Origin of the sequence: Kitasatospora sp. CB02891 (genome assembly GCF_002803145.1) — a bacterium.
Taxonomy (GTDB): Bacteria; Actinomycetota; Actinomycetes; order Streptomycetales; family Streptomycetaceae; genus Kitasatospora; species Kitasatospora griseola.
In genome coordinates, this window is sequence record NZ_NNBO01000009.1 from 197449 (window position 1) to 218069 (window position 20621).

21 protein-coding genes are annotated in these 20621 nt (G+C 72.9%); 11 read left to right on the forward strand and 10 right to left on the reverse strand.

Annotated elements, in window-relative coordinates; genetic code table 11:
- Positions 1 to 37 precede the first annotated feature (37 nt).
- The 5 genes from CG736_RS36395 to CG736_RS36405 all read left to right on the forward strand — a co-directional run bounded on the left by CG736_RS36395 (position 38) and on the right by CG736_RS36405 (position 3222).
- Positions 38 to 211 (forward strand): hypothetical protein, encoded by a 174-nt coding sequence (locus tag CG736_RS36395; protein ID WP_157815681.1) that lies wholly within the window; start codon positions 38 to 40, stop codon positions 209 to 211.
- A 117-nt stretch (positions 212 to 328) separates the two neighbouring features.
- Entirely contained in the window at positions 329 to 490 is a 162-nt protein-coding gene (locus CG736_RS36400; RefSeq protein WP_157815682.1) for a hypothetical protein, read from the forward strand.
- Between the two features lie 285 nt (positions 491 to 775).
- Positions 776 to 1234 (forward strand): hypothetical protein, encoded by a 459-nt coding sequence (locus CG736_RS21230; RefSeq protein ID WP_100587776.1) that lies wholly within the window; start codon positions 776 to 778, stop codon positions 1232 to 1234.
- A gap of 194 nt (positions 1235 to 1428) precedes the next feature.
- The gene (locus tag CG736_RS21235) at positions 1429 to 2304 is read left to right on the forward strand and encodes a peptidoglycan-binding protein (RefSeq protein WP_100587777.1); all 876 of its coding nucleotides are present in this window, start codon (positions 1429 to 1431) and stop codon (positions 2302 to 2304) included.
- An 81-nt stretch (positions 2305 to 2385) separates the two neighbouring features.
- Positions 2386 to 3222 carry a CHAP domain-containing protein gene (locus tag CG736_RS36405; protein WP_157815683.1) on the forward strand — a complete coding sequence of 279 codons (837 nt, stop codon included), beginning with the start codon at positions 2386 to 2388 and terminating at the stop codon, positions 3220 to 3222.
- A gap of 170 nt (positions 3223 to 3392) precedes the next feature.
- Here the strand turns inward: CG736_RS36405 and CG736_RS21245 are convergent, their stop codons facing one another.
- From CG736_RS21245 to CG736_RS21280, 8 genes are all read right to left on the reverse strand, one after another.
- The gene (locus CG736_RS21245; RefSeq protein WP_100587778.1) at positions 3393 to 4169 is read right to left on the reverse strand and encodes an enoyl-CoA hydratase; all 777 of its coding nucleotides are present in this window, start codon (positions 4167 to 4169) and stop codon (positions 3393 to 3395) included.
- Positions 4170 to 4264: 95 nt separating this feature from the next.
- Positions 4265 to 5299, reverse strand: coding sequence for an enoyl-CoA hydratase/isomerase family protein (locus CG736_RS21250; RefSeq protein ID WP_100587901.1), 1035 nt, complete (start codon positions 5297 to 5299; stop codon positions 4265 to 4267).
- A gap of 88 nt (positions 5300 to 5387) precedes the next feature.
- On the reverse strand, positions 5388 to 5570 hold the full coding sequence (locus CG736_RS21255) for a hypothetical protein (protein WP_152644992.1): 183 nt from the start codon (positions 5568 to 5570) through the stop codon (positions 5388 to 5390).
- Positions 5571 to 5748: 178 nt separating this feature from the next.
- Entirely contained in the window at positions 5749 to 6963 is a 1215-nt protein-coding gene (fahA, locus tag CG736_RS21260; RefSeq protein ID WP_100587779.1) for a fumarylacetoacetase, read from the reverse strand.
- The gene (locus tag CG736_RS21265) at positions 6960 to 7769 is read right to left on the reverse strand and encodes a hypothetical protein (protein ID WP_232734100.1); all 810 of its coding nucleotides are present in this window, start codon (positions 7767 to 7769) and stop codon (positions 6960 to 6962) included. The genes fahA and CG736_RS21265 overlap by 4 nt, the downstream gene beginning before the upstream one ends.
- Positions 7748 to 8935, reverse strand: coding sequence for a homogentisate 1,2-dioxygenase (locus tag CG736_RS21270; protein ID WP_043911007.1), 1188 nt, complete (start codon positions 8933 to 8935; stop codon positions 7748 to 7750). The genes CG736_RS21265 and CG736_RS21270 overlap by 22 nt, the downstream gene beginning before the upstream one ends.
- A 40-nt stretch (positions 8936 to 8975) precedes the next feature.
- Positions 8976 to 10187 carry a 4-hydroxyphenylpyruvate dioxygenase gene (gene hppD, locus CG736_RS21275; RefSeq protein WP_100587780.1) on the reverse strand — a complete coding sequence of 404 codons (1212 nt, stop codon included), beginning with the start codon at positions 10185 to 10187 and terminating at the stop codon, positions 8976 to 8978.
- Positions 10188 to 10320: 133 nt separating this feature from the next.
- Positions 10321 to 11637 (reverse strand): phosphoribosyltransferase family protein, encoded by a 1317-nt coding sequence (locus tag CG736_RS21280; protein ID WP_100587781.1) that lies wholly within the window; start codon positions 11635 to 11637, stop codon positions 10321 to 10323.
- Between the two features lie 182 nt (positions 11638 to 11819).
- Here CG736_RS21280 and CG736_RS21285 point away from each other — a divergent pair, with 182 nt between their 5' ends.
- Together CG736_RS21285 and CG736_RS21290 are read left to right on the forward strand one after the other, a co-directional pair.
- Complete coding sequence (locus CG736_RS21285; protein ID WP_100587903.1) at positions 11820 to 12269, forward strand: SPW repeat protein; 450 nt, start codon at positions 11820 to 11822, stop codon at positions 12267 to 12269.
- A gap of 172 nt (positions 12270 to 12441) precedes the next feature.
- The gene (locus tag CG736_RS21290) at positions 12442 to 14178 is read left to right on the forward strand and encodes a tetratricopeptide repeat protein (RefSeq protein ID WP_157815684.1); all 1737 of its coding nucleotides are present in this window, start codon (positions 12442 to 12444) and stop codon (positions 14176 to 14178) included.
- A 2-nt stretch (positions 14179 to 14180) separates the two neighbouring features.
- On the opposite strand, the gene CG736_RS21295 is transcribed toward CG736_RS21290, so the two are convergent.
- Together CG736_RS21295 and CG736_RS21300 are read right to left on the reverse strand one after the other, a co-directional pair.
- On the reverse strand, positions 14181 to 15593 hold the full coding sequence (locus CG736_RS21295; protein WP_100587783.1) for an aspartate ammonia-lyase: 1413 nt from the start codon (positions 15591 to 15593) through the stop codon (positions 14181 to 14183).
- 113 nt (positions 15594 to 15706) lie between these two features.
- Positions 15707 to 16702: a chitinase gene (locus CG736_RS21300; RefSeq protein ID WP_100587784.1), complete on the reverse strand. Its 996-nt coding sequence runs from the start codon at positions 16700 to 16702 to the stop codon at positions 15707 to 15709.
- Between the two features lie 184 nt (positions 16703 to 16886).
- Between CG736_RS21300 and CG736_RS21305 the strand changes: the two genes are divergently transcribed.
- The 4 genes from CG736_RS21305 to CG736_RS21320 all read left to right on the forward strand — a co-directional run bounded on the left by CG736_RS21305 (position 16887) and on the right by CG736_RS21320 (position 20529).
- Entirely contained in the window at positions 16887 to 18080 is a 1194-nt protein-coding gene (locus CG736_RS21305; protein WP_100587785.1) for an acyl-CoA dehydrogenase family protein, read from the forward strand.
- 43 nt (positions 18081 to 18123) lie between these two features.
- On the forward strand, positions 18124 to 18480 hold the full coding sequence (locus CG736_RS21310) for a hypothetical protein (RefSeq protein WP_100587786.1): 357 nt from the start codon (positions 18124 to 18126) through the stop codon (positions 18478 to 18480).
- A gap of 250 nt (positions 18481 to 18730) precedes the next feature.
- The gene (locus CG736_RS21315; RefSeq protein WP_157815685.1) at positions 18731 to 19189 is read left to right on the forward strand and encodes a hypothetical protein; all 459 of its coding nucleotides are present in this window, start codon (positions 18731 to 18733) and stop codon (positions 19187 to 19189) included.
- A gap of 77 nt (positions 19190 to 19266) precedes the next feature.
- Complete coding sequence (locus CG736_RS21320) at positions 19267 to 20529, forward strand: multidrug effflux MFS transporter (RefSeq protein WP_100587788.1); 1263 nt, start codon at positions 19267 to 19269, stop codon at positions 20527 to 20529.
- Positions 20530 to 20621: the final 92 nt, after the last annotated feature.

Consider the following 20621-nt stretch of genomic DNA (forward strand, 5'->3'; position numbering starts at 1 on the left):
CGCGCGCACCATGGTTACGAAACAGGAGGGAACAGTCGTGGCCCGCTCTATACGGATCGTTTGCACCGGCCTGGTCTTCGCATTCACCGTCGGCCTGGGTTCCGGCGCATCGGCCGGCGCCTCCGCCGACCGCTCGGGGGGCCAACGCACCGCCGCCAGCACGGGCTTCGACTGGGACATCGCTCCTGCCGCGCCGCCCGCGCAGAGCTGACCGGACCCCGTGCACCTGGTCGCGGTGACTCTCACCTGTTCTGACCCGGTGCCACCGAGGCTGGCCGCTGGGGCGGTCACCGATCTGATCTGGCTCCACTGCCGACGCGCGGACCGCGTGGAACACATCCGCACCCGCGTCGACCTCGACCGGTGCCGCATCGCCGCCGCGATCATCGCGGATTCTCCGGATGCGGCGGCCGCGAACCTGCGCAGCGTCTGCGAACGCGCCCTGCAGCAAGTGCCGGCCCTGCGCGGCTGGCGCCTCTCCCTCACCTGAGACCTCCGCGAGCCGGGCCCGGGGCCCGGCCGGCCGCCCGCGTACGGCCGCGCCCGGAGATCGACCACCGACTGCCTGCCTCCGACCGAACTCCGCGGAGCGCCAAGGCACCTGACGTCCGCTCGGGAAGCAACGCGCCCGAGAGCGACAGCCCCGACGGCCGGTGCGGCGGTCGTCACGGGGTTCCCCGACCCGTCCGCCGGTGTTCGCGCGCCCTGGAGTCCCCGGGTGCGGTCGGCGGGCACCTCCTCCCAACCCCCCTTTTCCGAAAGGACATTGCTCACCATGCGCATGCTCACCAAGATCGCTGCTGCCACGGCCCTCGCCGTGCCGATGTTCGCGGCTGTGCCCGGCGTCGCCAACGCCACCACCGCGCCCACCGCCCCCAGCGCCTCCCTCGCGGCCAGCTGCTCCAGCGTCACCCAGATCGGCACCACCGCCTACCTCAACGTCGACGGGCAGACCATGGCGTCCGTCAAGCAGTACAAGGGCTGCGGGAAGAACTACTCCTACCTGTACGTGTGGCAGGGCTACCGCGACACCCACAGCAGCTGGAACGCGTGCACGACCATCCTCACCGGCACCACCATCCGTGACGTCCAGTGCAACAGCAACATGGTGGAGATCTGGTCCTCCGGCGCCGACACCCTGGCGGAGTGCACCCAGGCCATGGGCTGGAACGGCTACGGCCCGTGGCCGGACACGCGCTACGACGTCGTCGCGAAGACCGACACCCGCTGCTGACCGCTCCGCCCACCGGCGAGCCCTGCAACACCGGGCCCCGGGGCGGCTGTCGACGACCGCCCGGCGCATTCTCCGACGCCGGCCGGGTCGATCGGGCAGCGGTGCGCCGCGGGCCGTCGGACCCCTGTCCCGCCCGGTGCCGGCACCGGGCGGGACAGGGGCCGATCCTCCACCGAACAAGAAGGAAACACCGCATGGCAACCGCCACCAAGACCCGGAACACCGCCACCCGGCTGCTCGCGGCCGTCGCCGTCCTGAGCGGCCTGGTGCTGAGCGCCGCACCGGCCCACGCCACCACCTCGCCGCCGCAGAGCGCCGCCACCGTGCTGCCCGTGGTGGACATGGAAGCCACCGTGCTGGCCGCCCAGATCGACCCCCGCCGCGCCGACAGCACGCAGACCCCGGGCGCCCACGACTCGGTCCTGGCCGTCGAGCAGGCCCTGCAGGCCCGCGGCTTCCTCGCCGCCCAGTGGGTGGACGGGTACTTCGGCACCAGCACCACCACCGCCTACGCCGCCTACCAGCGCTCCCTCGGCTTCAGCGGCCTGGACGCCAACGGGCTGCCCGGCGCCACCTCGCTCACCTCGCTCGGGCAGGGCCGGTACACCCTGACCCACCAGATCGGTCCCGGCGCGAAGCTCCAGCGCGACGGATACACCGTCAACACCCGCACCCAGAACATGCTCACCGAGGCCGAGCGCCTCCTGGGCTTCCACCTGACCCTGGACCAGGGCTCGTACAACCCGGGTGGCGACCCGACCTCCGCGGGCACCCACGACGGCGGCGGCGTCGTGGACATCAACGTGGACGGCATGACCAGCGCCACCCGCAACAACGTGGCCCTGGTGCTGCGTCAGGTCGGGTTCGCCGCCTGGGTCCGCAACCCCACCCAGGGCAACTGGCCGTGGCACATCCACGCCGTGGCGATCAACGACACCGACCTGGCCACCCAGGCCCAGAACCAGGTGGGTGACTACTACCTCGGCTTCAACGGTCTGGCCAACCACGGCGCCGACGACGGCCAGCGGATCACCATCCAGACCTGGGAGCAGTACCAGCGCACCCACTGACCGCGCGCGGCTCCACCCGAGCACGACCGCGCACCGGTCGACCACGCAGCGTTCGACGACACACCACGAGAAGAGTCAGCAGTGAAGAAGATACGCAACATCCTGACCGTCGCCGGCACCACGCTGGCCCTGGCCGTTCCCCTGATCGGGGCCACCCCCGCCTTCGCCGCGTCCCGCGACGGATCCTGCGACTCCGGCGAGTTCTGCTACTACTTCAACAGCGACAACGCCGGCTCGATCTCCGACTTCACCGGCTCGCTCGGCGACTACGGAACCACCCAGCCCTCCTGCTACGACTTCAAGAGCGCGGGCAACGGCCAGGGCGTCTGCATCAAGAACAACGCCGCGTCGGTGTGGAACCGCTCCGGCCAGACCGTCCGCGTCTACTTCAACAGCGGCTACGCGGGCTCCTACCAGGACTTCGCCCCCGGTGCCAAGGGCAACCTCAACTCCACGCTGAAGAACAACAACGCCTCGCACCAGTTCATCGGCGGCGGCGGCAGCGGCAGCAACGAGAACGCCACCAACGACTTCGACGGCGGGACCCGTGGCTTCGCCGCCAACAACTGCACCGCCTTCGCGGCCTACCGCGTCGCCAGCCGTCTCGGTGTTCCGAACTTCAGCAACTCCTACGGCGGCACCATCTGGGGCAACGCGGCGCAGTGGGACGACGCGGCCCGTCGCCTCGGCATCACCGTCAACACCACCCCGTCCGTCGGCGCCATCGCCGTCAACGACGTCCACCGGGCGAGCGACGGCGTCATCTACGGCCACGTCGCCTACGTCAACGCGGTCTACTCCGACGGCTCCTTCGACGTGGAGGAGTACAACTGGAACAACAAGCTCGCCTACGGCACCCGCAGCGGCATGCACGTGAGCAGCGCGGACAACGCCTTCCAGTGGATGATCCACTTCTGAGCGGCCCCCGGCAGGACACCGGCATCCCCGAGGTGATCCTGTGAGCGTACGGGCCACGGCGGTCTGACAGGTCCGCCGGAGCCGGAGCGGTGCGCAGCGAAGCCCCGTCGGGCAGGCGACTCCTCGAAGTCGCCTCCGCCCGGCGGGGCTTCGACGTGCCGGTGCGGCGGCTACTTGTTGGTGAAGGAGGCCGGGCGCTTCTCGGCGAAGGCGGACATGCCTTCCTTCTGGTCCGCGGTGGCGAAGGCGGCGTGGAACAGGCGGCGTTCGAAGCGGACGCCCTCGGCGAGGGTGGTCTCGAAGGCGCGGTTGACGGACTCCTTCATCATCACCGCGGCGGGCAGCGACATCGCGGCGACGGTCTCGGCGACGGCGTGGGCCTCCGTCAGGAGCTGGTCGGCGGGGACGATGCGGGAGACCAGGCCGGCGCGCTCGGCTTCTTCGGCGTCCATCATGCGGCCGGTGAGGCAGAGGTCCATGGCCTTGGCCTTGCCGACGGCGCGGGTGAGGCGCTGGGAGCCGCCGATGCCGGGGATGACGCCCAGCTTGATCTCGGGCTGGCCGAACTTCGCGGTGTCGGCGGCGATCAGGATGTCGCAGAGCATGGCCAGCTCGCAGCCGCCGCCGAGGGCGTAGCCGGCGACGGCGGCGACGACGGGCTTGCGGAGGCGGCCGAGCTCGTCCCAGGGACCGAGCCAGTCGTCGAGGTAGACGTCGGGGAAGCGGTTGTCCTGCATCTCCTTGATGTCGGCGCCCGCGGCGAAGGCCTTCTCGGAGCCGGTGATCACGAGGGAGCCGATCTCCGGGTCGCGGTCGAAGGCCTTGGCGGCCGCGACGACCTCGGTCATCAACTGGTTGTTGAGCGCGTTGAGCGCCTTGGGGCGGTTGAGGGTGATGATGCCGACCCGGCCCTTGCGGTCCACCAGGATCGTCTCGTACTCGGTCATCGCCGCAAATCCTCTCCACGCTGAGCGGAACACTGACGGTGGATACGATCTCGGAACGCCGCCCCGGATGCCAGTCTCGACAGGCGAGACGATGGTCACCTCGGCAGTCGCAGGTCGCCGCCTTCGGGCGTGGTGAAGAAACGTGCGACGTCAGCGGCGGTGACCTCGGAAAGCGACGCGGGGCTCCAGCGCGGGTCGCGGTCCTTGTCGACGACCTGGGCGCGGATGCCTTCGACCAGGTCGTGGTGGGCGAGGGCGGCGCAGGAGATCCGGTACTCCTGTTCCAGGGTGGCGGCCAGCGAGGGCAGCGTGCGGGCCCGGCGCAGCGCGGCCAGGGTGACCTTGAGCATGGTGGGGGACTTGCCGAGGAGCTGCTCGACGGCTTCCTTGGCCTCGGGCAGGCCGGTGGCCCGGAGGCGCTCCAGGATCTCCTCGACGCTGTCGGCGGCGTAGCAGTGATCGATCCACTCGCGCTGCCGGGCGAGTTCGGAGGCGGGGGCGGTCCCGGTGAGCGGGGCGAGAGCGGCGACGGGGTCGTCCGAGGAGAGCAGTGCGGGCAGCGCGGCCGACGGGACGAAGTGGTCGGCGAAGCCGCAGTGCAGGGCGTCGCCGGCGGTCATGGTGGCGGCGGTGAGGGCGAGGTGGGTGCCGAGCTCGCCGGGGGCGAGGGCGAGCAGGCGGCTGCCGCCGACGTCGGGGACCAGGCCGATCCGGGTCTCGGGCATGGCGACGGTGGAGCGTTCGGTGACGATCCGGGTCGCGGCGTGCGCGGAGAGGCCGACGCCGCCGCCCATGGTGATGCCGTCCATCAGCGCGAGGTACGGCTTGGGGTAGCGGGAGATCAGCTCGTTGAGGGGGTACTCGACGCGGAAGAACGCCCGGCCGCCGGCGCCGCCGAGCTTGGCGTCGTCGTGGATGGCGCGGATGTCGGCCCCGGCGCACAGTCCGCGCTCGCCCGCGCCGGTGAGCAGGACGGCGGAGATCCGGTCGTCCGAGGCCCAGGCGTCCAGGGCGGCGCGGACGGTCTCCAGCATGCCGTGGGTCAGGGAGTTGAGGGCGCGCGGGCGGTTGAGGGTGATCCGGCCGGTGCGGCCGACCCGGTCGATCAGCACGTCCTGCGGGGTGTCCATCACCATGACTGTCTCCGCTCCCGTCCGGAAAGTACGACGATCTTCCCGTGCACGGTACCGGGCCGGTGGGGCGGCCGGGGGCGCAGGGTCAGCAGGGGTGCAGCGGGGTGGTGAGCAGCACCGGCCCGGTGGGGGCGACCGGCTGCGAGGCGAAGCCGCAGAGCTTCACGGGGTGCGGGGCGGACGGGAACGCCTGGGCCTGCGGGGCGGCGGGCATCAGCAGGTTGGCGGCTGCGAGCGCGGCTCCGCAGACCAGGGTGCGCAGCTTCATCATCGGGTCCTCCGGCAGCGAGTCGTCTGCGAACGGTCGCGGCCGGCTCGGGGAGCCGGGCCGCGTGATGTCGCGTCAACTTCTAGCGGGGGACGGGTTCGACGTCCCGCAATCTCACCCGAACAGCGGCGAGCTGCGGGTGCGTGATTGACGCACCCGCAGCCCACGGAGGGACAGATCAGCCGACGATCTGCCCGGTGACCTCGCCGAAGCCGACCCGCAGCCCCCCCGGGCCGGGGGCGGTGGCGCTGATGGACACCTCGTCGCCGTCCTCCAGGAAGGTGCGCTCGGTGCCGTCGGGGAACTTCAGCGGGTGCTCGCCGTTCCAGGTCAGTTCGATGAGCGCACCGCGGGTGTCCGGCTCGGGGCCGGAGACCGTGCCGGAGGCGTACAGGTCGCCGGTGCGCAGGCTGGCGCCGTTCGCGGTGAGGTGGGCCAGCTGCTGGGCGGCGGTCCAGTACATGGTGGCGAACGGCGGGCGGGAGACGGTGCGGCCGTTGAGCGCGACCTCGATCGCCAGGTCCAGGCCCCAGGGCTCGGCGTCCCGGTCGTCGAGGTACGGCAGCGGCTCCACGTCGCGGGCCGGCGGGGCGACCCGGGCGTGCTGGAGGGCCTCCAGCGGCACCACCCAGGGGGAGAGGGAGGTGGCGAAGGACTTGCCGAGGAACGGGCCGAGCGGCACGTACTCCCAGGCCTGGATGTCGCGCGCCGACCAGTCGTTGAGCAGGCAGACGCCGAAGACGTGCTCGGCGAAGTCGGCGAGCGCCACCGGCGTGCCCATGGTGCTGGGCGTGCCGACCACGAACGCGACCTCGGCCTCGATGTCGAGGCGGCGGCTCGGCCCGAATGAGGGCGCCGGGTCCGCGGGGGCCTTGCGCTGGCCGTGCGGGCGGGTCACCGGGGTGCCGGAGACCACGATGGTGCCGGAGCGGCCGTGGTAGCCGATCGGCAGGTGCTTCCAGTTCGGGGTGAGCGGCTCCGAACCCGGGCGGAAGATCTTGCCCAGGTTGGTGGCGTGGTGCTCGGAGGCGTAGAAGTCGACGTAGTCGGCGACCTCGAACGGCAGGTGCAGCGAGACGTCCGCCAGCTCCAGCAGGCAGGGCTCGACGGCCGGGCGGTGGGCGGCGTCGGTGAGCCACTCGCTGAGCGCCGCGCGCACCTCGCGCCAGGTCGAACGGCCCGCCGCCATCAGCGGGTTGAGCGTCTCGGCGTCGAGCAGCTCGGACGGGCTGCCGACCGCCCGGGCGGCCGCGCCGGCGTCCAGCACCCGGTCGCCGATCCGGACGCCGATCCGCCGCCGGCCGGGCCGGTCGTCGGCGGTGAACACGCCGTAGGGGAGGTTGTGCACGCCGAACGGCGAGTCCGCGGGCAGATCGAGCCAGGTGGTGGTCACGGGTTCTCCAGGAGGCCGAGTCGGGCGAGGTCTTCCAACGGCTCGGCGATGCTACAGGTGCCGAAGGCGGTGAACGCGGCACGGATCCGCGCGATCTGGTGTTCCGTCAGCGACTGCACGGCCGTCGCCAGCCGGGCCCCGTCGCGTTCGGCGAGCAGCTCGGTGGCCTGCTCCCGGTCCGAAGTTCCGGCGGCCAGCAGCACGTTGAGGAAGCCGTGGTGCTCGTAGCCGGTGCCCAGGTCGGTGTGCCGGACGGCGTTGTGCAGGCCCGCCGTGCACTTGTACGGCAGCTCGCGCTCGGCGCAGGCCACCTGGAACCCGGCGAGCTCGGCGACGCTCGGGAACGCCGCGAAACTCAGGCCGCCGGTGCGGTACTTGGCGCGGTAACGGGTGCCGGCCAGGGCGTCGAGGGCGTCCGGCGAGACCGCGCGGGGCACCTCGACGGCCGCACCGACGCCGTCCGGCAGCAGCGCGTCCAGCTCCGCCACCGCCGCCCGGACGTCCTCGCCGGCCACGTACTCGACGCCCGCCAGCGGCAGCCCGGCCGCGGCCTTCAGGGCGTCCGCCAGTCGGCCGGTCGGCACCGTCACCACGATCGGGAACTCCGGTGCCAGCAGGGTGAGTTCGGCCAGCTTGTCGACCGGCGCGAGCAGCGGGCCGACCGCCGTCGCGTACGGTGCGGCGCGGTGCGCCAGGTGCGCGGGGACGGCCTCGGCCAGCGGCAGGTCGCCGGGCGGGAAGACCGCCGCGTCGTCGAACAGCCCCCGGTACAGCTCGGGTACGTTCATCGCTTCGCCCAGGTCCATGCGTAGTTCGGGTCCTCGCTGGCGGTGGCGGCCTCGCCGAGCTCCAGCGGGCGGAAGGTGTCCACCATGACCGCCAGCTCGTCGAAGAACTCCACGCCGATCGAGCGCTCGTACGCGCCCGGCTGCGGGCCGTGGGTGTGGCCGCCGGGGTGCAGCGAGATCGACCCCTGTCCGATGCCGGAGCCCTTGCGGGCCTCGTAGTTGCCGCCGCAGTAGAACATCACCTCGTCGCTGTCCACGTTCGCGTGGTAGTACGGGACGGGGATCGACAGCGGGTGGTAGTCCACCTTGCGCGGCACGAAGTTGCAGATCACGAAGTTGTTGCCCTCGAACACCTGGTGGGCCGGCGGCGGCTGGTGCACCCGGCCGGTGATCGGTTCGAAGTCCGCGATGTTGAAGGCGTACGGGTACAGGCAGCCGTCCCAGCCCACCACGTCGAACGGGTGGTTCGGCACGGTGTAGCGGGTGCCGACCACGCCGCCCGGGCCGCGGTGCTTGACCAGCACGTCCACCTCGCCGCCCTCGACCAGTAGCGGGCCCTCGGGGCCGCGCAGGTCGCGCTCGCAGTACGGGGCGTGCTCCAGCAGCTGCCCGTACTTGGAGAGGTAGCGGCGGGCCGGGGTGATGTGGCTGTTCGCCTCGATGCAGTAGGCGCGCAGCGGCTCGTCACCGGTCGGCACCCAGCGGTGCGTGGTGGCCCGGGGGATGATCACGTAGTCGCCCCGGCCGACGGTCAGGGAGCCGAAGACCGTCTCCAGCACGGCGGCGCCCGACTCGACGTACACGCACTCGTCGCCCAGCCCGTTGCGGTACAGCTCGCTGGGCGCGCCGGCCGCGACGTAGGAGATCCGCACGTCCGCGTTGCCGAGCACCAGCCGGCGGCCGCCGACGACGTCCGCCGACTTCCACTCCTGGCCGGGGAACAGCTCGTGCAGCTTCAGGTGACGGGGGAGCAGCGGGAGGTTGGCGGTGGTGGACTGGTCCGGCAGCTCCCACACCGAGGCGGCCGTCACCGCCGACGGGATGTGCCGGTGGTACAGCAGCGAGGAGTCCGAGAAGAACCCCTCCTCGCCCATCAACTCCTCGTAGTAGAGGCCCCCTTCGGGGGTGCGGTGCTGGGTGTGCCGCTTGGGCGGCACCGAGCCCAGCTGCCGGTAGTACGCCATCGTCCCGCTTCTCCCTCGTCGCCCTGGTTCCTGCCGCCCGTCAGAGGTTGCCGCGCCGGTCCTGCTCGCGCTCGATCGCCTCGAAGAGCGCCTTGAAGTTGCCCTTGCCGAAGCCCAGCGAACCATGCCGCTCGATGAACTCGTAGAACACGGTCGGCCGGTCGCCGATCGGCTTGGTGAAGATCTGCAGCAGGTAGCCGTCCTCGTCGCGGTCCACCAGGATGCCGCGCGACTTCAGCTCCTCGATCGGGACCCGGACCTTGCCGATCCGCTCGCGCAGCTCCGGGTCGTCGTAGTACGAGTCCGGGGTGTTCAGGAACTCGACGCCGCGCGAACGCAGCACGTCGACGGTGGTGAGGATGTCGTTGGTGGCCAGCGCCATGTGCTGGCAGCCCGGGCCGGTGTAGAACTCCAGGTACTCGTCGATCTGCGACTTCTTCTTCGCGATCGCCGGCTCGTTCAGCGGGAACTTCACCCGGTGGTTGCCGCTGGCGACCACCTTCGACATCAGCGCCGAGTAGTCGGTGGCGATGTCGTCGCCGACGAACTCCGCCATGTTCACGAAGCCCATCACCCGGTTGTAGAACGACACCCACTCGTCCATCTTGCCGAGCTCGACGTTGCCCACCGCGTGGTCCAGCGCCTGGAACAGCCGCTTCGGCGCGCCCTCGGGGCGGACCACCGTGGACTCCTTGGCGATGTAGCCCGGCAGGTACGGGCCGGTGTAGCGGGAGCGGTCGATCAGGGTGTGCCGGGTCTCGCCGTACGCGGCGATCGCGGCGCGGCGGACGGTGCCGTGCTCGTCGGAGACGTCGTTCGGCTCCTCCAGGATCGTGGCGCCCTGGGCGCGGGCGTGCTCGATGCACTTGTCCACGTCCGGGACCTCCATCGCCAGGTCGACGACGCCGTCGCCGTGGCGGCGGTGGTGGTCCAGCAGCGGGCTGTCCGGCAGCACACCGCCCTTGATCACGAAGCGGCAGGAGCCGGAGCGCAGCACGAAGGCCTTGCGGTCGCGGCGGCCGGTCTCCGGACCGGAGTAGGCGACCAGCTCCATGCCGAACACGGCCTGGTAGAACTGCGCCGTCTGGGTCGCGTTGCCGACCACGAAGACGACGGCGTCCTGAGCGGTCACCGGGAACGGGTCGGTCGAGGCGTCGTACTCGACCAGGCCCACCAGAGTGCGCAGCTGCTCGGCCGTCAGTCCGGCCTGCAGCTCCTCGGGCGTCAGTTCAACAGCGGCGTCGGCGGTCATCGGTGCATTCCTCCACGTCGAGTCGGTTGCGAGGAGCTTCCTCCTGCTCGGTGAGGTGGGCAACAGGTCCGATTCCGGCTGCTCAATGTGTACAAGGTGAGCAGCTCGGGGCGGGTCCGACTGGGCGGATTGCTCAACGACCCGCCCGATCGTCGCCCGGTCGACGCACCGCGAGGTGCCCGGCGAACCACTGCGCGGCCAGGTCGGCGACCGTCTCCAGCGCCCCCGGCTCCTCGAACAGGTGGCTCGCACCGGGGACGATCTGCAGGGCGCTCTCGCAGCGCAGCTCGGAGCGGGCCTGCCGGTTCAACTCCACCACCTCGCCGTCCGCGCCGCCCACGATCAGCAGCGTCGGGGAGGTCACCAGCGGCAGCCGGGCCTGCGCCAGGTCCGGGCGGCCGCCCCGGGAGACGATCGCGCCCGGCGCGGTGTCCGGTTCGGCGGCCGCCCACAGCGCTGCGGCCGCACCGGTGCTGGCCCCGAAGTAGCCGAACGGCAGGCCCGTCAGCGGCGGGTGGTGGCGCACGGTGCGGGTCGCCTCGGCGAGCCGGCCGCCCAGCAGGCCCGGGTCGAACACCTTCCAGCGGTCCTCCGCCTCGTGCGGCGTCAGCAGGTCGAACAGCACGGTGGCCAGGCCCTCCCGGTGCAGCCGCTCGGCGACCCGCCGGTTGCGCGGGCTGCCCCGGCCGGAGCCGCTGCCGTGCGCGAACAGAACGACGCCGACGGCGTGTTCGGGCACCGCGATGGCGGCCGGGCCGGTCGGGAAGGCCAGCTCGTGGGTGTCCACCTCCGGGCGTCGCGGCCGGCCCGCCCGCGCCAGCGCGGCCAGCACCTCGCCGTCCTCGACCTGCCGGAAGTCCCGGTAGAACTCGCCGACGGCCATGAACCGGGACGGGGTGTGCACCGCGACGAACGCGTCCGCCGCGCCGGACAGCCGGGATGTCCAGTCGTGCGGGGCGACCGGCACCGCCAGCACCACCCGGGACGCGCCGCGGGCCCGCACCAGCCGGCAGGCCGCCAGCGCCGTCGAACCCGTCGCCACCCCGTCGTCCACCACCAGCACGGTGCGCCCGGTGAGCGGCACCGGCGGCCGGCCCTCCCGGTACGCGGCCGCCCGGCGGGCCAGCTCGGCCCGCTCCCGGGCCTCCACCGCCGCGAACTCCTCGGGCGTGACGCCCACCGCGTCCACCACCGTCTGGTTCACCACCCGGGCGCCGTCCTCGCCGACCGCGCCCATCGCCAGCTCGGACTGCCCCGGGGTGCCGACCTTGCGGATCACGCACACGTCCAGCGGCGCCCCCAGGGCCGCCGCCACCTCCACCGCCACCGGCACGCCGCCCCGCGGCAGCGCCACCACGACGGGGCCCTGCGGGTCGGCGCCCAGCGCGGGGCTGTCGGTCAGCGCGGCGGCGAGTGCGCGGCCCGCTTCGGTCCGGTCGGTGAAGTACATGGGGAACCTCTCCGTTCTCCACCGTACGCGCGCCCGGAGGCGGTGGAGAGGCGGGCAGAAGTACCTCAAATCGGGTGATAAGTAAAAAATAAGGATTAACCGGCGGATAGCGTTAGTTTCCGCGCAGACCGGGTAGCGACCAAGTGGTTTCGCATTGGTCTGACAACGAGGAGGTGATCCAGGTGTCTACCCAGCTGCCGTCGGGCATGGAGCATCACCCGGACATCCTGGAGATGCGTGATCACGCCGAACGGGCGACATCCACGACCGCAGGGCAGGGGACGGAAGCGCTGGCGATCTGCGCCGGTCTGTTCCTCGCCATCTCGCCGTGGGTGGTCGGCTTCAGCGGCTTCACCGGCCTGGCCATCAGCAACCTGGTGCTCGGTATCGCCTACACCGTCCTGATGGCGGGCTACGGCCCGGCATGGGGCCGCACGCACGCACGCGCCTGGGCCTGCGCGGTCATCGGTGTGTGGACGATCATCGCGCCCTGGGCCGTCAACGGCGGAGCGCACATCCGTCGGACCATCCTGACCAACACGATCACCGGCGGCGTCATGACGCTGCTGGCGCTGGCCGCGGTCGGCATGGTGTTCGCCGGAGCCTCCGGCGCGGCGCGACGACGCCACTGATCGTCGCGCGACCTCCCCGTCCGCCCCGGCCCGACCGCCGGGGCGGACCCGTGTCCGGCGCAGTGGACGGAAAGTGAACGGCGAGTAGGGGAACGGTCACAGCCCGGGGCGGGGCGGCATGGCGCGGGCGCCCGGCGGGCAGCCACGCTGTGGAGCCACGGGGGAGGACCGGATGACCGAACGGGAACGGCAGCTGCGGGCGGCCGTGGAGACGGCCCGGCACCAGGTCCGGCGGGACGGGGACGCGGCGCTGCCCGCCCTGGTGGAGGCGCTGCACCGGTGGTGCGCCCCGCTGCTCGGCGACCCGGCGCGGGCCGCCGAACTGGACGCCGCACTGGCCGAATGCGTGTCCGCCGCACGGCAGTTGGTGCGCGACCGCCCGGAGTACCTGCCCGCGCTGGCCGCCGCGCTGTACCGGCAGTCACTGACCCTCGGCCACCGCGGCGAACGCGCCCGCGCCCTGCCGCCCGCCCGCGAAGCACTCGCCCACTACCGCGAGTTGGCCGACGACGACCTCCGGACGTTCGGGCCGCCGGCGGCCGCCGCACTGGAGAACCTGGCCAACCAGCTGGCCGGGACGGGCGCCCGCCCCGAGGCCGTCGAGGTCGCCCGCGAGGCCGTCGCGCTGCGCCGCCGGCTCGCCGCCCGCCACCCCGGCCCGGAGCGGGACCTCGAACTCGCCTCCGCCCTCGCCGACCTGGGCATCGCCCTCGGCGAGGCCGGCCGCCACCGGGAAGCCGTGGACGTCGCCCACGAGGCCGTCGCGGGATACCGGGCAGCGGGCGGCGGACGCGGCCCGGACCGGGTCGCGTACTGGGCGGCGCTGCTCAGCCTGGTCGAGCAACTGGAGCACACCGGCCGCCACCACGAACAGGACCGGATCCTGGCGGAACTCGCCGACACCCGCCGCCAGGCCGCCCGGCAGAACCCCGAACTGGTCGCCCACCTGGACGCCGCGCTGCGCGCCCGGGGCTACCGCGTCGGCCCCGACGGCCGACCGCGACGGGAGGCGCGCGGCGGGTCGGACCGGCCGCGACCCGGAGCAGCGCACGGCGGGTCGGACGCGCCGCAACCCGGAGCAGCCCAGGGGCAGCACCGGGCAGCGCCCGACGCCGCACGCGAAAAGCCGCTGAGAATCGCCGAGTTGACCCGGCACGGGCACGCCCGGGCGGAGCACGGCGACCCGGCGGGCGCGGTGACGGCGTTCCGGCAGGCGTTGGCGCTCGCCCGGCAGCTGCCGGCCGCCGACGTCCGGACGCGGCCGACGCTGGCCGCCGTCCTGCACGACCTCGGCCTGGCGCTCGGCTGGGACGGCCGCCCGGCGGAAGCGATCGGGGTCCTGGAGGAGTCCGTCCGGCTGCACCGGGCCGAACTCGCCGAGCGCGGCGCGCCGGTGGCGCCGCTGCTCGCCGAGAGCCTCGACACCCTCGGGAGCAGGCTCGCCGCGCTCGGCCGCCACCGGGCGGCGCTGGCCGCCACCCGGGAGGCGGTGCAGCTCCAGGAACCGGTCGCGGACCGGACCGGCGGGGAGCGCGAGAACCGCGAACTCGCCCGGATGCTCAACAACTTGAGCATCCGGTACGCGGACCGCAGGCGGCGCCGCGCGGCCCGGGACGCCTCCCGCCGCTCCGTCGCCCGCTACCGGTCGCTGCCCTTCGCCGGCCCCGCGCACCTGACCGGCCTGGTGCACGCGCTCACCAACCTCGCCCTCCGCGAGGCCCGGCTGCGCAACACCGAGCCCGTACCGGCGCTGGTCCGCGAAGCGGTCAAGCTGATCCACCTGCCCCGCGGCCACCAGCGCGCCCAACTCGCCGACTCCCTGCACTGGTTGGCCTGGTACCTGCGCCGCCACGGCGACCCGGCGACGGCGGACATCGCGGCCGCCGCGGAGGCGGGGCTGCGGCGCTGAGGTCAGCCCCGCCCGGCCGGGCGGGTCATCCGCAGGACGTCGAGGGCCTCGTCGAGCTGGGCCTCGGTGAGCAGTCCGCGGTCCAGGTAGCCGCGTTCGACGACGACCTGACGGATGGTCTTGCGCTCGGCCAGGGACTGCTTGGCGACCTTCGCGGCCTCCTCGTAGCCGATGTACCGGTTGAGCGGAGTCACCACGGACGGCGAGGACTCGGCGTACTCGCGGGTGCGCTCGGCGTTCGCGGTGATGCCGGTGACGGTGCGGTCGGCCAGCAGGCGGGCCGCGTTGGCCAGCAGGCGGACCGACTCCAGCACGTTGCGGGCGATCACCGGGAGCATCACGTTCAGCTCGAAGTTGCCGCTCGCGCCGGCCACCGTGACGGTGGTGTCGTTGCCGATCACCTGCGCGGCGACCATCAGGACCACCTCGGGCAGCACCGGGTTGACCTTGCCCGGCATGATCGAGGAACCCGGCTGCAGGTCCGGCAGGTTGATCTCGGCCAGGCCGGTGCGCGGGCCGGAGCCCATCCAGCGCAGATCGTTGGCGATCTTGGTGAAGCCGGTGGCGATCGTCCGCAGCTGGCCGCTCAGTTCTACCAGGCCGTCGCGCGCGCCCTGCGCCTCGAAGTGGTTGCGGGCCTCGGTCAGCGGCAGCCCGGTGGCCCGGGCGACCTCGGCGATCACCGCGGCGGAGAACCCGGCCGGGGTGTTGATGCCGGTGCCCACCGCCGTTCCGCCGAGCGGCAGTTCGGCGACCCGGGGCAGCGCGGCCGTCAGCCGCTCCACGCCGTAGCGGACCTGCGCCGCGTAGCCGCCGAACTCCTGGCCGAGCGTGACGGGCGTGGCGTCCATCAGGTGGGTGCGGCCGGACTTCACCACCTCGGCGAACTCCCCGGCCTTCGCCTCCAGCGCCCCCGCCAGGTGCTCCAGCGCCGGGATCAGCTCGTGCACCACGGCGCCGGTGGCCGCGATGTGGATCGAGGACGGGAACACGTCGTTCGACGACTGCGAGGCGTTGACCTGGTCGTTCGGGTGCACGGGGCGGCCCAGGCGCTCGCCCGCCAGGGTGGCGATCACCTCGTTGGCGTTCATGTTCGACGAGGTGCCGGAGCCGGTCTGGAACACGTCCACCGGGAACTCGGCGTCCCAGCCGCCCTCCGCGACCTCCTCGGCCGCGGACCGGATCGCCTCCGCGACCGGCTCGTCCAGCACTCCGAGGCGCGCGTTCACGACGGCGGCCGCTGCCTTGATCCGGGCCAGCGCCGCGATGTGGGCGCGCTCCAGGCGCTGCCCGGACACCGGGAAGTTCTCGACGGCGCGCTGCGTCTGCGCCTGCCACTTGGCGGCCGCCGGCACCCGTACCTCGCCCATCGAGTCGTGCTCGATCCGCCAGCCCTGCTCGTTGCTGCTGTCCATGGTGGGACACCTCCTGGTCCCGTCAGCCTTCCACGGCCGCCGGGCATTCCCGCCGCGCCGCACCAGCGTGTCGGCCGGCGCCACCCCCCACGGCGGCACCGGCCGACACGGGCTCAGCCGTGGTACGAGGCGACGACCTTGGTGAAGGCGTACGCGGACTGGCTGATGCCGCTGCAGGTGTCGCCCGCGGAGGTGCCGGACGGGCACGGGCGGTCGCGGTTGACCGCCCAGAAGGTGAAGCGGGCCAGGTGGTGGCTCTTGGCGTAGTTCAGGACGGTGGTGAAGTCGGCGGTGGAGACCGTCTCGTCGGACTCGTCGGTCCTCCCGTTCATCGAGGAGATCCCGATGTGCCGGTACGCCGTCGCCGAGTCGTAGCCGTAGGCGCTCGCCACCGCGTTCTTCAGGCCGTCGGCGGCCTTGGTGGAGACGCTGCCCATGGTGCCGCTGTGGCCGCCGAAGTCGAACGGCATGATCGTCCAGCCGTCCACCGCGAGGCCGGCCGCCGCGCCCTTCTTGATCAGGTCGGTGCCGGTGGAGTCCGGGCCGGTGGGCGTGGTGCCGAAGGTGACATACACCTTCAGGCCCGGATTGTTGGCCTTGACGGTCTTCAGCGCGCTGATCACCCGCTGGCGGACCGTCGCGTCGGAGGCCTCGGTGTTCTCGATGTCGATGTCGATCGCCTTCAGCCGGTAGGCGTCGATCACCTTCTGGTAGGCGCCGGCCAGCGCGGACGCCGAACTGCACTTCTCGCCCAGCTTGTTGCCGCTCCAGCCGCCGAACGAGACCAGCACGTCGCCGCCGGCGGCGCGGATCGCGTCGATGGTGCTCTGGTCGCTGCCGCCGGTGAGCGCGCGGGAGCCGTCCCACTTCGGGTTGCAGCCGCCGTCGGAGAGCATGAAGGCCAGCGTGAACTGGGTGGCGCCGGTGGCCTGCATCACCTGCACGGGGTTCTGCGGGCTGCCCCAACCCAGGTACTCGTACGGGGCGTTCAGGCCGACCGGGTCGGGCGAGGCGGCCTGGCCGGCGGGGGCCAGGGCGAGGGCGCCGGCCGCCAGGGCGGCGGTGGTGGCGAGGGCGAGGAGCGGGCGGGCGAGGGCGGGCTTGGCCATGGGTCACCGTTCCGGGAGTCGCGGACGCGGCCGGGCGAGGGGCCGCCCGGCCGCTCAACTGTTAGGAAAGTTTCCTGATCTGACAGGGAATCAGTTCGCTCTGTCCGCGTCAAGACTCCGGGCCGGGCGGGCGGCATACTCCTCGGTAGCCCCGTTCCCCGCAACCCTCCGAGGAGCCCGCCCGATGGCCAGCACGCCCCAATCCGCCTCCCGCCGTCCCGACCCGCTCGACCTGCTCGGCGTCGACGAGCTGCTCACCGACGACGAGCGGCTGATCCGCGACACGGTGCGCGCCTTCACCGACCGGCAGATCCGGCCGCACCTCGCCGACTGGTTCGAGCGCGGCACCTTCCCGGTCCGCGAGATCGCCCCCGAACTCGGCAAGCTCGGCGTCCTCGGCATGCACCTGGACGGCTACGGCTGCACCGGCTCCACCGCCACCGAGTACGGCGTGGCCTGCATGGAACTGGAAGCCGCCGACTCCGGGCTGCGCAGCTTCGTCTCGGTGCAGGGCTCGCTCGCCATGCGCTCCATCCACGCCTTCGGCTCCGAGGAGCAGAAGCTGCGCTGGCTGCCCGAGCTGGCCGCCGGACGGGCCGTCGGCTGCTTCGGCCTGACCGAGCCCGAGGTCGGCTCCGACCCGGCCGCGATGCGCACCCGGGCCCGGCGCGACGGCGCCGACTGGATCCTCGACGGCGCCAAGATGTGGATCACCAACGGCTCGGTCTCCGACGTCGCCGTGGTCTGGGCCGCCACCGAGGACGGCGTGCGCGGCTTCCTCGTCCCGCAGGGCGCCCCCGGGTTCACCGCCCGCGACATCCCCGGCAAGCTCTCCCTGCGTGCGTCCGTCACCAGCGAACTCGCCTTCGACGGCGTCCGGCTGCCCGCCGACGCGATGCTGCCCGACGCCCGCGGCCTGCGCGCGCCGCTGTCCTCGCTCGGCGAGGCCCGCTACGGCATCCTGTGGGGCACCGTCGGCGCCGCCCGCGACTGCTACCGGGCCGCCGTCGACTACGCCCGCGACCGCGAACAGTTCGGCCGCCCGCTCGGCGGCTTCCAGCTCACCCAGCAGAAGCTCGTCGACATGGCCCTGGAACTGGAGAAGGCCTACCTGGTCGCCGTCCGGATCGGCCGCCTCAAGGACGAGGGCCGGGCCCAGCCCGCGCACATCTCCTTCGGCAAGCTCAACAACGTCCGCACCGCGCTGGAGATCGCCCGCACCGCCCGCACCATCCTCGGCGCCAACGGCATCACCACCGCCTACCCCGTCCTGCGGCACGCCAACAACCTCGAGTCCGTCCTCACCTACGAGGGCACCTCCGAGATCCACACCCTGGTCCTCGGCGAGGCCATCACCGGCGAGTCCGCCTACCGCTGATATTCGCTGGTCACGGCCGCTGCGCCGCCCCTACGGTGGCGCCATGACGACGCAACAGCAGCCGACCACCACCCTCTGGCGCCCCACCGGCCCCGAGGAGCTGGCCCTGGTCGCCGCGTCCGGCTGGCGCGCCTGGCCGCCGCGGCTGCCCGAGCAGCCGATCTTCTACCCCGTCATGAACGAGGACTACGCGATCCGGATCGCCCGGGACTGGAACGTCCCGGCGTCCGGCGTCGGCTACGTCACCCGCTTCGAGGTCGAGACCGCCTTCCTCCAGCGCTACCCCGTCCAGCAGGCCGGCGGCCGGACCATCCTCGAACTGTGGGTTCCCGCCGAGGAGTTGGACGAGTTCAACCAGCACCTGGTGGGCAGGATCCAGGTGGTCCACGAGTTCCGCTGAGCCCCCTCTGCACGGGGCGGATCCGGCCGCGCCGAACGCCCACGGCCCGGTGGTCCTCGCCCGGCGGGCGCCGCTGCGACGGGGAGCGGGGTCCCCCTTGTGGGTGGGGCGGGGTCCGTCGGAAGTCGGGGGCCGGAGGTGGGGGGTCAGCCTCGGGGACGAGGAGGTTCGGTACCTGGTGCGCATGGTCGGTGGGGAGTGGCCCGGAGAGGATGGAAAGGACGGGACACGGGCGGGAGGGCAGGCGGAGATGGGCGGCGCTCGGCAGGCGACGGCGGTGGTGGTGGGGGGAGCGGCTGTTGCGGCGCTGATGGTGATGCTCGCGCCGGCCGCGATCCAGCAGGCCCAGGACCGGATGGACCAGACGCTGCGGTACCCGACGGGCGCCGCGGCCAAGGCGGAGGACAGCGGGGTGCCGACCTGGCTGCCGGACACGGCGCTGCGGATCGCGTTCCTGACGGACACCCGTGACGGCGACCGGCTGATCCGGGCCACGCTGCCGGACCGGGCGCTGCCGGCCGGGTGCACGGAGGGCCGGCCGGTCGGGGCGGTCCACCTGCGGGCGCACTGGTTTCCCACCGACACCCCGCAGCGCGCCACTGCGCACTGCGGCCTGTACGACGTCGCGCTGGTCGGGGACCAGCTGTACGGCTGGCAGGACGCGGCCGTGGTGGCCAGCGCCCGGCCCGGCGGCGTGCCGGTCCGCTGAACGACGGGACCCGCCCTACCGGGCGGCCGGGCGGATGCGATAGGACGGTGCGCATACCCGCCACCCCTAGGAGCACCATGCCAGGCCCGACCGTCGACGCCGACGGCGACCAGACCGTCCCCGCAGCCCCCGGCCGATCCGACACCGCGAACGGCAAGGCCCCGTTCGCGGCGGCCACCGTGGGCGTCCTGGGCAGCCTCGCCGCGCTCGGGCCGCTCACCACCGACCTCTACCTGCCGGCCCTGCCCGAGCTCACCGCGGACCTGCACTCCACCGCGCCCGCCGCCCAGTTGACCCTGACCGGCTCGCTGCTCGGCATGGCCCTCGGCCAACTGCTGTTCGGCCCGCTCAGCGACCGGATCGGCCGGCGCCGCCCGCTGCTGGCGGGTCTCGCCGTCTACACCGCGGCCAGCCTGATGTGCGCCCTCGCCGGCTCGATGCCGATGCTGATCGCCGGCCGGGCCCTGCAGGGCGTGGCGGGCTCCGCGGGGCTGGTGATCGCCCGGGCGATCGTCCGCGACCGGCTCGAAGGCGTCCCGATGATACGATTCCTCGCCACCATGGGCCTGATATCCGGCCTCGCCCCGATCCTGGCCCCCGTCGCCGGCGCCCAGCTGCTCCACGTCACCGACTGGCGCGGCACGTTCCTCGTCCTGGCCGTGCTCGGCGCGCTGCTCACCGTCGGCTCCGCGCTCGGCATCCGCGAGACCCTGCCGGCCGAGCTCCGCCACGGCGACGGCCTCGGCACCACCGTCCGCGCCATCGGCGGACTGCTGCGCGACCGCCCGTTCCTCGGCTACCTGCTCACCAGCACCTTCGCGTTCGGCGCGCTGTTCGCGTACGTCGGCGGCTCGTCGGTGGTGCTGCAGGACGTGTACCGGATCTCCCCGCAGACCTACAGCCTGGTGTTCGCCGTCAACTCGATCGCGCTGCTGGCCGTCACCCAGCTGAACGGCCGGGTGCTGGTGCAGCGCTTCCCCGGCCCGGTGCTGCTGGTCTCCGCGCTCTCCGTGGCGGTGGCGGCCGGGGTGGCCGTGGTGCTGTGCACCACGGTGTGGGACACCGGCCTGGCCGGGGTGTGGCCCGCGTTCGCGGTGCTGATGGGCTCGATGGGCGTGATCATGCCGAACGCCAACGGACAGGCCCTCACCATGGCCCCGCACGCCGCCGGTTCGGCGTCCGCGCTGCTCGGCACCGGCAGCTTCCTGTGCGGCTCGCTGGTCGCCCCGCTCAGCAGCGTCGGCGGCCACCCGTCCGCGACCGCCCTCGGCGTGATCGTGCTGGGCTGCTCGGTGCTGGCGCTGGTGTCCTTCCTGCCGCTGTACCGGACCAGGAGCTGACCGCGGACGCGGCCGCGCCCGGCCGGTGGCGAGGAGGAGCCACCGGCCGGGCGCGGCGTTTCACCGGGAAGGCGTCAGGTGAGCTGCCGGGC

Bases quoted from the DNA above. Each gene is read 5' to 3' on its own strand.
- CG736_RS21255 (WP_152644992.1), bottom strand. From the start codon at position 5,570: ATGAAGCTGCGCACCCTGGTCTGCGGAGCCGCGCTCGCAGCCGCCAAC.
- CG736_RS21290 (WP_157815684.1), top strand. From the start codon at position 12,442: ATGACCGAACGGGAACGGCAGCTGCGGGCGGCCGTGGAGACGGCCCGG.
- CG736_RS21280 (WP_100587781.1), bottom strand. From the start codon at position 11,637: ATGTACTTCACCGACCGGACCGAAGCGGGCCGCGCACTCGCCGCCGCG.
- CG736_RS21245 (WP_100587778.1), bottom strand. From the start codon at position 4,169: ATGACCGAGTACGAGACGATCCTGGTGGACCGCAAGGGCCGGGTCGGC.
- CG736_RS21230 (WP_100587776.1), top strand. From the start codon at position 776: ATGCGCATGCTCACCAAGATCGCTGCTGCCACGGCCCTCGCCGTGCCG.
- CG736_RS21315 (WP_157815685.1), top strand. From the start codon at position 18,731: ATGGGCGGCGCTCGGCAGGCGACGGCGGTGGTGGTGGGGGGAGCGGCT.
- CG736_RS21320 (WP_100587788.1), top strand. From the start codon at position 19,267: ATGCCAGGCCCGACCGTCGACGCCGACGGCGACCAGACCGTCCCCGCA.
- CG736_RS21310 (WP_100587786.1), top strand. From the start codon at position 18,124: ATGACGACGCAACAGCAGCCGACCACCACCCTCTGGCGCCCCACCGGC.
- hppD (WP_100587780.1), bottom strand. From the start codon at position 10,187: ATGACCGCCGACGCCGCTGTTGAACTGACGCCCGAGGAGCTGCAGGCC.
- CG736_RS21295 (WP_100587783.1), bottom strand. From the start codon at position 15,593: ATGGACAGCAGCAACGAGCAGGGCTGGCGGATCGAGCACGACTCGATG.
- CG736_RS21235 (WP_100587777.1), top strand. From the start codon at position 1,429: ATGGCAACCGCCACCAAGACCCGGAACACCGCCACCCGGCTGCTCGCG.
- CG736_RS21270 (WP_043911007.1), bottom strand. From the start codon at position 8,935: ATGGCGTACTACCGGCAGCTGGGCTCGGTGCCGCCCAAGCGGCACACC.
- CG736_RS21265 (WP_232734100.1), bottom strand. From the start codon at position 7,769: ATGGACCTGGGCGAAGCGATGAACGTACCCGAGCTGTACCGGGGGCTG.
- CG736_RS21300 (WP_100587784.1), bottom strand. From the start codon at position 16,702: ATGGCCAAGCCCGCCCTCGCCCGCCCGCTCCTCGCCCTCGCCACCACC.
- CG736_RS21305 (WP_100587785.1), top strand. From the start codon at position 16,887: ATGGCCAGCACGCCCCAATCCGCCTCCCGCCGTCCCGACCCGCTCGAC.
- CG736_RS21250 (WP_100587901.1), bottom strand. From the start codon at position 5,299: ATGGACACCCCGCAGGACGTGCTGATCGACCGGGTCGGCCGCACCGGC.